The following is an 11,865-nucleotide window of genomic DNA, read 5'->3' as shown; positions in this document are numbered from 1 at the left end:
AGGTCACAACTGCATGCGGGTCAGTTCCTGGTAGCTCTCGAGCATCCGATTACGGACCTCGACGACCAGGGTCAGGTCCATGCGCGCTTGTTCCATCGCGACCATCACCTCGTGGATCGGGATGTCCTGGCCGGCGGCGAGCGCGCGCAACTGGGTGTCGGCGCTGCGCAGGCTCTGGTCGGCGCGGCTCAGGCCGGCGCCCATCACGTTCATGAAATCGGCGCCTTTGATCGCGGTGGCGCCGGTCGGCGCGATCGCGTCGGTGCGGATGGGTTCGGGTTGCGCGAGCGCGCTCAGCGCGATCGCACCGATGGCTTCGACGCTCATCACTTGGCTCCTATTTCGAGCGCGCGCAGCATCATGCCGCGCAGCAGGTTGAACGAACGCACGTTGGCTTCGTAGCCGCGGCTGGCGGTCATCAGCGTGGTCATTTCGCCGACCATGTCGGTGGCCGGGTAATGCACCATGCCGTCCTTGTCGGCCATCGGATGCGCCGGGTCGTTGACTTCGCGCAGGCCGGTGGGTTGTTCGGACACGGCAGCGGCGAAGTCGCCGGGCGCGCCGGTCAAGCCGGACGCGCCGACGCTCAAGCGGGTCGCGCCGTGACCGGCGGCGACCGGCACGTTGGCCGCGGCGATGTTGCGGCTGGACGCGTCCAGGCGCAGGCGTTCGTACTGCATGCCGGCGCGCGCGGCGTCGAGGATCGATTCGATGGCCATGCTCAGCTCCTTCCGGTGACGGCCAGGCGCATCAGGCCGAAATGCCGGCTCAGCGCTTCGCTCAGGGATTGGTAGTTCAGGCTCGCCGCGACCATGTCGCCGACCTGTTCGTCGAGTTGCACGGTCTGTCCAACCGCAGCGACCGGCACCGATTCGGGGCTGGTCGTCGTCTGATGCAGACGCGCGGCGAGTTCGGAATCGCGACCGCCGGCTTGCGCGGCTTCGTTCAACAGACCTTGCAGGCGGCCGAAATCGGCACGCTGCACGCGCGCGTCGGCGCGGTTGGCACCGGCGATATTCGCGCTGGCCAGACGCGCCTGCAGGTCCTGCATGCCCAGCGCGAGCCGGACCGCTTCGGTGGTGATGTCGCTGCTCATTGCCGCTTCCCCTGAAAAATGCCGTAGACCGCCATCGATAAACCGCTGCTCGTAAACCCGTGCATCACTGGATCACCAGTTCGCCGTCCAAGGCGCCGGCGGCCTTGATCGACTGAAGTACCGCGATCACGTCGCGCGTGCTGAGCTTGATCGCGCGCAAGGCCGACACCAGTTCGGCCACGCTCGCACCCTCGCGCACGCTGACCAGCGGCGCCGGACCTTCGTCGGCCTTGATCTCGGTGCGCGGCACCACCACCGAACCGATGCTGCTGCCCGGACGCACGAACACGCCCTCGGGCTGCGACACGGTGTAGTCGGTGCGGATCTCGACCTTGAGATCGCCGTGCGACACGGTCACCTCGCCCAGGCGCACATCGCCGCCGGCGACCACGGTACCGGTGCGTTCGTTGACCACCACGCGCGCCTTGCGCTGCGGCTGCACCGACAGGTTTTCCAGGCGCGATATTTCCGAAACCAAATTGGCCGGCGCACTCGCATAAGCCACCGTGACCTTCCCGGCATGCTCAGCCCGCACACTCGCCCCCGACACCGACCCGCGAATCGCATCGGCGATGCGCTCGGCATTGGTGAAATCCGGCTCGTTGAGCAGGATGCTGAGCGAACGCCCGTCGCCGGCCACGCGCAACGGCGAGCCCTGTTCGACACTGGCGCCCTGCGGCACCCAGCCGACGGTCGGATGGTTTTTCTGCAGCGAGGCGGTGACGCCTTCGAACTGATAGCCACCGACCGAGATCGCGCCCTGCGCGATCGCATACACGCGACCGTCCGGGCCCGACAGCGGGGTGAGCATCAAGGTGCCGCCGGTCAGGCTGCGCGCGTCGCCGGACGAGGCGACCTGCACGTCGAGCATCTGCCCCGGCTCGGCGAACGCCGGCAGGCGCGCGGTCACGATCACCGCGGCGACGTTGCGGCTGGCAAGGTCGGCCTCGCTGACGTTGACGCCGAAATTGCGCAAGGTGTTGGCGACCGACTGCAAGGTCGCGCGATTGCGCGCCGAGTCGCCCGAGCCGGACAGACCGAACACCAGGCCGTAACCGGTCAACGGGTTGTCGCGCACGCCAGCGACGCGGGCGAGTTCCTTGACCCGCACGCCGGCCGCGGCCTGCACGACCGGCGACAAGCCGAGCAACACGCCGAACGCGATGCCGGTCAGCAACAGATTCTTGAAAGTCGTCATCGCGCTCACATCAACCTCAGCCACTTGAACATGCGATAGATCAGGCTCTGACGCTGCGACGAACTGACCACGCCGACGCCGACCAATTCCAGGTCGGCATTGGCGATGCGGTGCGAGAGCACGGTGTTGTCGGGGCCGACGTCTTCGGGACGGACCAGACCGCTGACCTTGATGGTCTGCTTCTCGCCGTTGACCTTGAGCGTCTGCAGACCCTGGATCTGCAGGCTACCGTCGGGGGTCACCCCGACCACTTGCGCGGAAATCTGCGTGCGCAGTTCGCCGACGCGGGTGGTCTGGGCGCCGGCGCGGTTGCTGCCGCCCAGGCCAAGACGCGCATCGAAGTCGGTCGACGGCGAGGTCAGGCCGGCGCGCATGTCCAGATCGCTGGACGCGTCGGTGGCGGCCTGCGACTTGGCCCGCGTGGCTTCGATCACGTACACCGTGATCACATCGCCGATGCGATGCGCGCGATGGTCGGCGGCCAGGCCGCGGTAGCCGTTCGCGTCGATCAGGCTTTCGCGCGATGCCGCGGGTGCCGACATCGGCATCGGCTCGATCGTCTGCTGCGGCATCGACGGCTGCTGCGCGAATGCCGGGGCGGCGCAGACGGCCGTGATGGCCAACGCGATCGCAACCCGCATCTGAGCCCGCATCGAAGTCGGCGCATGCCGCGCAGGGGCGTGCTTATTCATCCACTTGCACCTTTTGTTTTCCGGTGACGCGTGAAACCACGGTTCGTTCTCCATCGTCGGCCCGCACCGGGATGCGCTCGCCGACCCGGCCGTCGCGCAAGGCGACGCCGGGTACGCTGAGCCGCACCGCGCCGCGGGCGACATCGATACGCACGGGCTGTTGCGCCTGCACGTCGGGGATGACTTCGAAATCGGCGGCCATCGCCGGTTGCCCGGCGCGCACCGAACGCTTCAGGCGCAGCGACTGCACGGCATCGATCGATTCCAGCGCGTCGCCCGCGCAGCAATTCATATCGACCTGCGCCGTGGCCAGGGCGATGCCTTCACCGTCACGGCGTGCCGGGTAATCGGCGCTGTAGGTCGGCACGCTGCGCAGGTCCTGGCTTTCGACCCACACCGTCAAGCTGCGCGCGACCGCGCCGTCGACGCGTAACTGCACCGGCACGCCGACCCGCGCGCGCGGCCAGCGTCCGGCGATGGTGCCGACCACGGTGCTCAGCGCGCCCGCGGGCACGGTCTGATCGTCGATGCGTCCAGCTACTTTCACGCTGGCTTGGGTACGTCCCGCCGCCTGCAGGCGCGCGCGTAACTCGGCTTCGACCGTGCGCGCGATCGCGTCCGCGCTGACCTGCTGCATCGGCGCGGCGGCAGGCGCGGCCGCGCCCGTCGCCGATGGGGCGGCGAGCGTGGACAGCAACAGGGCGGCGCAGGCGGGCAGACGCATCACGGCAGGCTCAGCGACGCAGGTTGTTGATGGTTTCGAGAATCTGGTCGGCCGCCTGCAGCACGCGCGCATTGAGCTGATACGCGCGCTGCGCCAGCACCAGCGCCGACATCTCGTCGATCATCTCGACGTTGGCCAGTTCGACATAACCCTGCTGCAACCCGCCGAAGCCCGGTTCGTTGGGACGGCCATAGGACACCGTGCCCGACGCCTCGTTGGGCACGTAGCGGTTGTTGCCGATCGAGACCAGCGCATCGGGCGCGGCGAAGGTCGCCAGCTCGATGTCGCCGAGCACCGACCGCGCTTCGTCGCCGGCCAGCAGCGCGGTGATCTCGCCCTTGGCGTCGATGCGGATGTCCTTGGCGTCGGCCGGAATCTGCACCGAATGCGCCAGGCGCTGGCCGTGGATCGAGGCAAGGAAACCTTCGTCGTCGAGACGGAACTGACCGTCGCGGGTGTAAACCGTGCTGCCGTCGTCGGCTTCGAGTTCGAAGAAACCGTTGCCGTCGATCGCCAGGTCCAGCGCGCCCTGGGTCTGGCGCATTTCGCCGGGCGAAAACAGGGTCGAGGTCGAGATGACCCGCGCGCCGTTGCCGCGCATCAGCGACTGCGTCGTCAGTTCCGGCTCGTTGGACTGGGCGGCGACCGCCGCGGTCGCGACTTCGGCGAAGTTGACCCGGCTGCGCTTGAAGCCCGGGGTCTGCATGTTGGCGACGTTGTTGGAAATCACGTCGATCTGTTTCTGTTCGCCGCGCAGGCCGCTGGCGGAAATATAGAGTGCGTCGATCATGGTCGTGCTCCGTTGATTCAGTTGTCGCCGAGGCGGTTGATGCCGGTGTCCATGGCTTTGTCGTAGATCGAGATCGCGCGCTGCACCGACTCGGCGTGGCGCGTGGTTTCCATCAGGCGGATGGTTTCGCCGGCCGCGTCGATGTTCGCGGCCTCGAGCGCGCCCTGGATCACCTGACCGCTCCACTGCCCCTGTTCGCCTTCGTAGCGGTACGCGCCACCGCCGGCCGGACGCAGCGCGCTGGCGTCGGCGACGGTGATCAGTTCGAGTTGGCCCAGGCTCTGGGTGCCGTTCCACAACGCGCCGTCGGCGTCCACGCGCAAGGCATCGAGATCGGTTCCGATCGGCGCGTTCGGACCGCGCACGATGTCGCCGTTGGCGGTCACCAACTGTCCCTGCGCATCGACCCGGAACGCGCCCGAGCGCACCAGCAGCGGCTCGCCCTCGCGTTCGACCACGAAGAAGCCGGGGCCTTGCAGCGCCAGATCGAGCTTGCGCGCGGTCTGCATCACGCTGCCGTCGGTCTGATCCAATGAAGTGCGCAGCAGCGCCTGCTGACTGAACTCCGGTACCGCGCGCACGCCGCGATAGCCCGGGGTGTTCATGTTGGCGACGTTGTGGCTGATCGTGCTCAAGGTCTGCACGTCGGTGCTCAAGGCGCGGGCGATGGCTTGCAAGGTGTCGGTCATGGCGGGATCGATCAGTTGGCCTGGATGGCGGCGAAGGAACGCACCGAGGTGGTCGCGGGAATCTCGTTGAGACCCAGCACGGCGACGTAAGGCATCGAACGGTGCAGCAAGGCGCGCAGCGAACGCCGCACCGGCGAGGGACACAGCACGACCGGGCTGAGATTGCGGCCCATCATCGATTCGGCCTGGCGCCCGAGGTTTTTCATGAAGCCGTCGAGCTGGCCGACTTCGTTGAACAGCCCGCCCTTGAAATCGCCGGGCCGCGCGTTGGCCATCAGGCTGCGTTCGAGTTCCGGCGCGAGCGTGAGCACATGCAGGTCGCCCTGCGCGTCGCGCAGGCCCTGGCAGATCATCGGCCCGAGCCGTTCGCGCACGCGTTCGGCCAGATCGTCGGGCGACTTCAGCGTCTTGCCGGCATCGACCAGCACTTCCAGGATCGCCTCGATGTGGCGGATGCTGACTTGCTCGCGCAGCAGCAACTGCAGCACCTTCTGCACGTCGGAGAAACTCAGCACGTTCGGAATCAATTCATCGATCAGCGAACCGTGCTGATCGCGCACGCGCTGCAACAGGCGCTCGGTGTCGGCGCGGGTCAGCAGATCGGCGGCCTGGCGCTTGACCAGTTCGCTCAGGTGGGTCATCAGCACCGTGTCGGGATCGACCAGGGTGTAGCCGGCGCTGCGCGCGAACTGGCGCGCGTCCTTGGCGATCCACTGCGCCGGCAGGCCGTAGGCCGGATCGCGGGTATCCGGGCCTTCGAGCTTGGCGCGATTGCCGCCGGGATTGATCGCCATCACCCGGTCGACCGACAACTCGCCCTGCCCCACCCGGCAACCCTGGAAATGGATCTCGTAACGGTTGGCCGCCAGTTCGGTGCGCTGGCTGGTCTGCACCTTGGGCAGGACGAAGCCCAGGTCGAGCGCGAACTGCTTGCGCAGGTTGGCGATGCGTTCGACCAGATCGCTGTTGGCGCCGATCAGCGCGGTCGACAGCTCGCTGCCCAGCCGCACTTCGATCGGTTCGATCTTCATCCACTGCTGCAGCTCGTCGGCCGGCTTGGCCGCGCCGCCGCTGGCGGACGCTTCGACGTTGTCGGGATCGTCCTCGGCCTTGGCCGCGCGCTGCGCGCGCATCGCCACCCAGATCAGCGCGCTGAGCACGATCAGCACGAACAGCACCGGCAGTTTCGGAAAGCCCGGCAGCAGCAGCACCGCGAACAGCGAGATCGCGACGATCAACAACGCGCGCGGGTTGTTGAGCACCTGCTTGGGAATTTCCGAACCCAGCTGCGCATCGGCCGCGGCGCGGGTGATGATGATGCCGGTGGCGACCGCGATCACCAACGACGGAATCTGGGTGACGATGCCGTCGCCGATGGTCAGCAGAGTGAAGCGCTGCACCGCCTCGCCCCACGACAGGCCGAGCTGGGCGATGCCGATCGCCAGACCGCCGACGATGTTGGTCAGGATGATGATGATGCCGGCGATCGCGTCGCCCTTGACGAACTTGGTCGCGCCGTCCATCGCGCCGTAGAAATTGGCTTCCTTCTCGACCATCGCGCGGCGGTGACGGGCCTCGTGTTCGTCGATCAGGCCCATGTTCATGTCGGCGTCGATGCTCATCTGCTTGCCGGGCATGCTGTCCAGGGTGAAGCGCGCGGCGACCTCGGCCACGCGCTGCGCGCCGCTGGTCACCACCACGTACTGCACCACCACCAGGATCAGGAACACCACGATGCCGACGATGTAGTTGCCGCCGACCACGAACTCGCCGATCGCGTTGATCACCCGGCCCGCGTCGGCGCCTTCCAGGATCAAGCGCGTCGCCGAGACGTTGAGCGCCAGCCGCAGCAGGGTCGACAGCAGCAGGATGGTCGGGAAGGTCGAGAACTTCAGCGGGGTTTCGGTGAAGAAGGTGATCAGCAGGATCAGCAGCGCGATCGAGATGTTGATCACCAGCAGGAAATCGAGCATCGGCGCCGGCACTGGCACGAACAGCACGGTCAGCACGCCGATCACCATCGCGATCAGGGCCAGGTCGCGCTTGCCGCTCCACAATTGGCCGAACAGGTCTTTCATGGTGCCGCGTCCTTCGCTTCGTTCGGTTGGTCGTGGTTCTGCGCGGCGTGATTCGGTGGGGCGTGATTCGTCGAAGCCTTCGCCGCGGCCTTGTCGGCCCACAGCTGCCGGTAGATCGGCGCCAGTTGCGCGTAGCGCTCTTCAGGCACCGGACCGTCGATTTCGCACTCCTGGTACAACGCGCGCGCCAGCGGCGGCACCCGCACGATCGGAATGCCGTGGCGCGCGGCGAGCGCGCGGATGCGCTGACTGAACATGCCCGCGCCCTTGGCCAGCACCACTGGCGCCAGCATCTGCCCGGGCCGATAACGCAGCGCCACCGCGACGTGGGTCGGATTGGTCAGGATCACGTCGGCTTCCTGCACCTTGCTCAGCGCGCGCGCCTTCTTGAGCAGATCGCGCAATTGCTGCCTCTGCTTGGATTTCACCGCCGGATCGCCGTCGCGGCGCTTGACCTCGTCGCGCAGTTCGCGCCGACTCATGCGCATGCGCTTCATGAATTCGCGCCGGCTGAACATCAGGTCGATCAGCGCCGCCAACCCGATCACCAGCAGCACGTAGACCGAGGTCTTGATGAAACCCGACAGCACCAGCGAGCCCAGCCGCTGCGGCAGGGTCATCGCGGTGGCCTCGGCCAGCGCGCGCGCCTTCCACACGAACAAGGCGCAGATGCCGGCGAGCATCAGGCACTTGACCACCAACTTGCCGAGCTCCCAGATCGTGCGCATCGAGAAGATCCGCTTGATCGTGTTGGCCGGGTTCATGCGCTTGAAATCGGGCTTGAGCGGATGGGTGGTGAACATCGGCCCGGTCTGCAGCACGTTGGCCACCACCGCCGCGATCAACAGCCCCAGCACCAGCGGCGTCAGCGCCTGCCACACCGGCGCGTACGAACGCATGACCCAATCGAAGAACGAACCGTTCAAGGCCGGCGCATTGCCCGACAACTGCAGCATGCGCCGGGTCGCGGTGGCCAAGGCGCTGGCCACGCCGGCGCCGGTCACCGCGATCACCGCGGCGAACACGATCATCACCAGCGCGCCGGCGACGTCGGGGCTCTTGGCCACTTCGCCGCGCTTGCGCGCTTCCTCCAGCCGATACGGGGTCGGTTGCTCGGTCTTGTCCTGATCGCCCTGCGACACGGTCAGCCTCCCAGGATCGCCGGCGCGCGAGCGAATGCATCGCGGAACAACCGCCCCATCAACCCGGGCACGAACGGCAGCGTCGCCACCAGCAGCAGCAGCGCGACCACGATCTTCAGCGGCAGCATCAGGAAGTACACGTTGGCCTGCGGCATCGAGCGGGTCGCGTAAGCCACGCCGATATCGACCGCGAACAGGCCCAGCATCACCGGCGCGACGATCATCAGCGCCAGCAGGAAACTGCTGCCGATCAATCCGAAAAACGCTTCCACGTCCAGATGCAGCCCCGCGCCGCCCACCGGCATCACCGCAGTACTCGCAACCAGCGCGCGATACAGCTCAAGGTGGAGGTCCAGGGTGAAAAACAGCACCGTCGCCAGCAGCATCAACGCGGTGCCGATCATCGACTGCATGTCGCCCTGCCCGCCCGGGTTGAAGATCGCCGCGGCGCTCAGGCCGGCCTGCACGTCGACCAGCCAGCCCGACAGATGCAGCGCGGCCTGCGGCATCATCACCACCAGCCCGAACACGAAGCCGATGCTCAATTCGACGATGGCCGCGGCGATCCAGCCGCCGGCCTGGGTCGGCATCACGCTCCACGCGTCGACCGGCATCGCCAGCACCGTCATCCACGCCAACGCCATCGCCAGGGCGATGCGCACCAGCAGCGGCGCCCAGTTCAACGGCGACAACGAGGCCAGCGCGATCGGCGGCAGATAGCGCAGGAAGGCCAGGCCGAGCATGCCGACGAAGCGTTCCAGCCCATCCACGGTGGTGGCGTTCATCGCTAAAGCCCTGCCGCCACTTCGAACATGCGCTTGGCCAGTTCGATCGCGACCGACAGCATCCAGCTGCCCAGCCCCAGGCAGACCACGACCACCACGCCCAGCTTGGGCACAAAGGTCAAAGTCATTTCCTGGACCTGGGTGACGACCTGCACGATCGAGATCAGCAGGCCGACGACCAGGGTCGCCAGCAGAATCGGCGCCGACATTTTGACGGCCGCCAACAGCGTGTCCGTCAGCAGACGGATCGCGAAATCGGAATCCATGGCACTGCTCCGAGCGGGGTTAGCGCGGTTGGATTCCGAGGGTGGCTTTCAATCGCTGGGCGAATTCATGCACCGGCAGCGGACTGCCCGGCATCAGCTCGCCCATCAAGGCATCGGCGGCGGCATTTTCGCCGCGCGCTTCGAGCACCAGCGTCTTGGCGTAGCGCGCGGTGACCGCCTGCGGATCCAGGCGCAACGCCCGCTTGATGCCCTGCTCGGCCGCGTCGTAATCGCCGCGCAAGGCGTCGATCAGCGCGAGCCCGCCATGGGTGTCGCCGAAATTTCGGTCGAGCTCGTAGGCCTTGCGGTAACTGGTTTCGGCCGCGTCGCGATCGTTCTGCAACAACTGCGTCCACGCCAGCGCATGCCAGGTGCCGATGTGATCGGGCATCGCCACGACCGCGTGATGCAAGGTGTCGCGCGCGGCTGGCAAGTCGTTGCGCAGCATCTGCAACTGGCCGTAACCCGACAGCGCGCGGCCCGAATTCGGATGCCGCTGCAGGCCGCGTTCGAACAACGCCTGCGCGCTGTCCAGATCGCTCTGCCACAACGACATGGTGCCGGCGACCAGCAGCGCTTCGTGTTGCTCGGGATAGCGCAGCAGGCAGTCGCGCGCGGCGACCGCGGCTTCTTCGAAACGGCTCGCGTCGAACAAGGCCAATGCACGCACGCCTTGAGTGGCTTCGTCGTCGGGATCGAGTTGCAGCGCGCGATCGAGCGCGGCGACCGCCTCGTCGTAGCGCTCGCGCATCAGTTCGATCCGGCCTTTGAGCACGAACAGCGCCGGCGCCGGTTCGAACCGCGCGAGCGCGGCCTCGACCGTGGCCGCGGCATCGTCGACATGACGCTGACACAGCTGGGCGAAGGCCAGATCGTGACGGATCGCGAGGTTGTCGTGGCCGTGTTCGACCAGGCCGCGATAACCGGCCTCGGCCTGCGCATGGCGGCCGTGGATCAGATCGATCCTGGCCAAGCGGAACGCCGGCCCGGGCGCGGTCTCGCCGTCCGGCAAGCCCCGCAGCACGGCTTCGGCCTGCGCGTACTCGGCCTGCGCGCACAAGGCGTCGGCCAGGTCGCAGGCGAGATTGATGTTGGTTGGATCTGTTGCAAGAAAGCCACGCAGCTGCGTGACCCGCACGTCCATGCGTTCCATATCCTGACGTCGTCTCCAAACGTCGAACTGCTGATTTCCGATCGACCCTCACCCATCCCCATGGACGATGGCCGACCCCCTGTACCTCGATACTGCTTCCGCCGTGTTACATAACTGATTCAGCAAATCGGCGGTGGCGAACGCTAACTCGATAAATTCGTGTCTGTCAACACAGATTGCGTCGAACCCGTCTCACGGTTTCAGACGCGAAGTTCGGAAAGCAAGCGCGACATGGCTTGGCGGTGGGAATCGTCGGCCTGGAGGGTTTCGACCAGCGAGTCCAACATCGGCTGCCATTGGCTGTGTTCGCGCAACTCACTGCCAAATTCCCATAGCAATATGGTGCGAATCACACGTGGTCTTGCCGCATCCAACGCCTCGACATCGCCGGCCGGCACGTCCTTGAGCAGTTCGGCCAGGTCGCGCCGCAGCGCGGCGAGGTCGCGCTTGCCGGTGCGCGCCGGCGGCGGCGTTTGCTCCGACGCGGGCGTGTTCTTGCCGCCGACGCGTTCGGTCTTGCGGCTCAGCTCCGATCGCAGCGCGGCGATCAGCGAAGCGGTCGTCGATAGACGGTCGATCGACATCGCCGATCAGTGCTCGCGCCCGTAACTGGCCAGGAACATCGGATTGGCGCCGATCGGATTGGTCTCGGCCAGGGCCGCCTCGGTGGCCTGCATCGTGGCGATGTCGGCGCCCTGCACGCTCAGGCGATCGCGCAGACGCTGCATGTCGCCGGCCAGCGCGGGAATTTCCTGCGGCAGGGCCAGACCCTGATCGAGCTCGCGCACCGCGGTCGGCGCGTCCTCGTTGGCGGCCGCGACCAGCGCGCGCGCATACGCGGCCAAGGCGTCGCCGCGATCGGCGAGCGGCGCCAGCATCTGCGTCGCTTCCTCGGTGGCGCCCTTCATGACCAGCAACTGACCGAGTTGGAAGCGCGCGATCGCCAGATCCGGCGCGCCCGCGACCGCGGCGCGGAAACCGGCCTCGGCGCGATCGAACATGCCCAGTTGCGCGTGCTGCGCGGCCAGCAGGTACTGCGCGTAGACGTGCTTGGGATCGCGTTCGAGCAAGGTCTTGAGCATCACCAGCGAGTCCGCGTCGCGACCGTTGTTGATCGCGTCCAGCGCCAAGCGCAGCAGTTCTTCGTTGTCCAGCTTGTCGTAACTCATTTGCTTTACCTGCCTTTACATCGGATGCGCCTTCGCGGCGCGGTCAATGCTTGAGTGTGGCCCGGGGCACCATTGGAGACTAG

General features: G+C 66.9%; 15 protein-coding genes. All 15 read right to left on the bottom strand.

Going from position 1 to position 11,865, the window contains the following annotated elements; all coding sequences use genetic code 11:
• Positions 1–3 precede the first annotated feature (3 nt).
• The 15 genes from fliE to AC3A4T_RS05450 all read right to left on the bottom strand — a co-directional run bounded on the left by fliE (position 4) and on the right by AC3A4T_RS05450 (position 11,782).
• Complete coding sequence (gene fliE / locus AC3A4T_RS05520; RefSeq protein ID WP_487674481.1) at positions 4–327, bottom strand: flagellar hook-basal body complex protein FliE; 324 nt, start codon at positions 325–327, stop codon at positions 4–6.
• Positions 327–719 carry a flagellar basal body rod protein FlgC gene (locus AC3A4T_RS05515; RefSeq protein ID WP_487674480.1) on the bottom strand — a complete coding sequence of 131 codons (393 nt, stop codon included), beginning with the start codon at positions 717–719 and terminating at the stop codon, positions 327–329. The genes fliE and AC3A4T_RS05515 overlap by 1 nt, the downstream gene beginning before the upstream one ends.
• Before the next feature lie 2 nt (positions 720–721).
• Positions 722–1,096, bottom strand: coding sequence for a hypothetical protein (locus AC3A4T_RS05510; RefSeq protein WP_487674479.1), 375 nt, complete (start codon positions 1,094–1,096; stop codon positions 722–724).
• Between the two features lie 64 nt (positions 1,097–1,160).
• The gene (locus AC3A4T_RS05505; RefSeq protein WP_487674478.1) at positions 1,161–2,294 is read right to left on the bottom strand and encodes a flagellar basal body P-ring protein FlgI; all 1,134 of its coding nucleotides are present in this window, start codon (positions 2,292–2,294) and stop codon (positions 1,161–1,163) included.
• A gap of 5 nt (positions 2,295–2,299) precedes the next feature.
• Positions 2,300–2,866: a flagellar basal body L-ring protein FlgH gene (locus AC3A4T_RS05500; RefSeq protein WP_487674477.1), complete on the bottom strand. Its 567-nt coding sequence runs from the start codon at positions 2,864–2,866 to the stop codon at positions 2,300–2,302.
• 112 nt (positions 2,867–2,978) lie between these two features.
• A complete protein-coding gene (gene flgA, locus AC3A4T_RS05495) occupies positions 2,979–3,710 on the bottom strand; it encodes a flagellar basal body P-ring formation chaperone FlgA (protein ID WP_487674476.1) in 732 nt (243 codons plus the stop codon).
• Between the two features lie 10 nt (positions 3,711–3,720).
• Positions 3,721–4,500 carry a flagellar basal-body rod protein FlgG gene (gene flgG / locus AC3A4T_RS05490; RefSeq protein ID WP_487674475.1) on the bottom strand — a complete coding sequence of 260 codons (780 nt, stop codon included), beginning with the start codon at positions 4,498–4,500 and terminating at the stop codon, positions 3,721–3,723.
• Positions 4,501–4,517: 17 nt separating this feature from the next.
• Positions 4,518–5,189, bottom strand: a complete 672-nt coding sequence (locus tag AC3A4T_RS05485) for a flagellar hook-basal body protein (protein ID WP_487674474.1) — start codon at positions 5,187–5,189, stop codon at positions 4,518–4,520.
• Between the two features lie 11 nt (positions 5,190–5,200).
• A complete protein-coding gene (locus AC3A4T_RS05480) occupies positions 5,201–7,267 on the bottom strand; it encodes a flagellar biosynthesis protein FlhA (RefSeq protein WP_487674473.1) in 2,067 nt (688 codons plus the stop codon).
• Complete coding sequence (locus AC3A4T_RS05475; RefSeq protein WP_487674472.1) at positions 7,264–8,409, bottom strand: EscU/YscU/HrcU family type III secretion system export apparatus switch protein; 1,146 nt, start codon at positions 8,407–8,409, stop codon at positions 7,264–7,266. The genes AC3A4T_RS05480 and AC3A4T_RS05475 overlap by 4 nt, the downstream gene beginning before the upstream one ends.
• 2 nt (positions 8,410–8,411) lie before the next feature.
• Positions 8,412–9,194: a flagellar biosynthetic protein FliR gene (locus AC3A4T_RS05470; RefSeq protein WP_487674471.1), complete on the bottom strand. Its 783-nt coding sequence runs from the start codon at positions 9,192–9,194 to the stop codon at positions 8,412–8,414.
• 2 nt (positions 9,195–9,196) lie between these two features.
• Positions 9,197–9,460, bottom strand: coding sequence for a flagellar biosynthetic protein FliQ (locus AC3A4T_RS05465; RefSeq protein ID WP_036101654.1), 264 nt, complete (start codon positions 9,458–9,460; stop codon positions 9,197–9,199).
• A gap of 19 nt (positions 9,461–9,479) precedes the next feature.
• A complete protein-coding gene (locus AC3A4T_RS05460; protein ID WP_487674470.1) occupies positions 9,480–10,613 on the bottom strand; it encodes a tetratricopeptide repeat protein in 1,134 nt (377 codons plus the stop codon).
• 200 nt (positions 10,614–10,813) lie between these two features.
• Entirely contained in the window at positions 10,814–11,197 is a 384-nt protein-coding gene (locus AC3A4T_RS05455) for a hypothetical protein (RefSeq protein WP_487674469.1), read from the bottom strand.
• Positions 11,198–11,203: 6 nt separating this feature from the next.
• Positions 11,204–11,782 carry a hypothetical protein gene (locus AC3A4T_RS05450; protein ID WP_487674468.1) on the bottom strand — a complete coding sequence of 193 codons (579 nt, stop codon included), beginning with the start codon at positions 11,780–11,782 and terminating at the stop codon, positions 11,204–11,206.
• Between the last annotated feature and the right edge of the window lie 83 nt (positions 11,783–11,865).

Source organism: Lysobacter sp. Soil_N_51 (genome assembly GCF_057655755.1).
Note: the sequence above shows the minus strand (reverse complement) of the source record. Positions and strands in the feature narration are given on the sequence as shown.

What these genes read in the sequence shown, in the direction of transcription:
- AC3A4T_RS05505 (WP_487674478.1), bottom strand. Translation starts at nt 2,294, where the DNA reads ATGACGACTTTCAAGAATCTGTTGCTGACCGGCATCGCGTTCGGCGTG.
- AC3A4T_RS05450 (WP_487674468.1), bottom strand. Translation starts at nt 11,782, where the DNA reads ATGAGTTACGACAAGCTGGACAACGAAGAACTGCTGCGCTTGGCGCTG.
- AC3A4T_RS05480 (WP_487674473.1), bottom strand. Translation starts at nt 7,267, where the DNA reads ATGAAAGACCTGTTCGGCCAATTGTGGAGCGGCAAGCGCGACCTGGCC.
- AC3A4T_RS05515 (WP_487674480.1), bottom strand. Translation starts at nt 719, where the DNA reads ATGGCCATCGAATCGATCCTCGACGCCGCGCGCGCCGGCATGCAGTAC.
- AC3A4T_RS05460 (WP_487674470.1), bottom strand. Translation starts at nt 10,613, where the DNA reads ATGGAACGCATGGACGTGCGGGTCACGCAGCTGCGTGGCTTTCTTGCA.
- AC3A4T_RS05510 (WP_487674479.1), bottom strand. Translation starts at nt 1,096, where the DNA reads ATGAGCAGCGACATCACCACCGAAGCGGTCCGGCTCGCGCTGGGCATG.
- fliE (WP_487674481.1), bottom strand. Translation starts at nt 327, where the DNA reads ATGAGCGTCGAAGCCATCGGTGCGATCGCGCTGAGCGCGCTCGCGCAA.
- AC3A4T_RS05485 (WP_487674474.1), bottom strand. Translation starts at nt 5,189, where the DNA reads ATGACCGACACCTTGCAAGCCATCGCCCGCGCCTTGAGCACCGACGTG.
- AC3A4T_RS05465 (WP_036101654.1), bottom strand. Translation starts at nt 9,460, where the DNA reads ATGGATTCCGATTTCGCGATCCGTCTGCTGACGGACACGCTGTTGGCG.
- flgA (WP_487674476.1), bottom strand. Translation starts at nt 3,710, where the DNA reads ATGCGTCTGCCCGCCTGCGCCGCCCTGTTGCTGTCCACGCTCGCCGCC.
- AC3A4T_RS05500 (WP_487674477.1), bottom strand. Translation starts at nt 2,866, where the DNA reads ATGCCGCAGCAGACGATCGAGCCGATGCCGATGTCGGCACCCGCGGCA.
- AC3A4T_RS05470 (WP_487674471.1), bottom strand. Translation starts at nt 9,194, where the DNA reads ATGAACGCCACCACCGTGGATGGGCTGGAACGCTTCGTCGGCATGCTC.
- flgG (WP_487674475.1), bottom strand. Translation starts at nt 4,500, where the DNA reads ATGATCGACGCACTCTATATTTCCGCCAGCGGCCTGCGCGGCGAACAG.
- AC3A4T_RS05455 (WP_487674469.1), bottom strand. Translation starts at nt 11,197, where the DNA reads ATGTCGATCGACCGTCTATCGACGACCGCTTCGCTGATCGCCGCGCTG.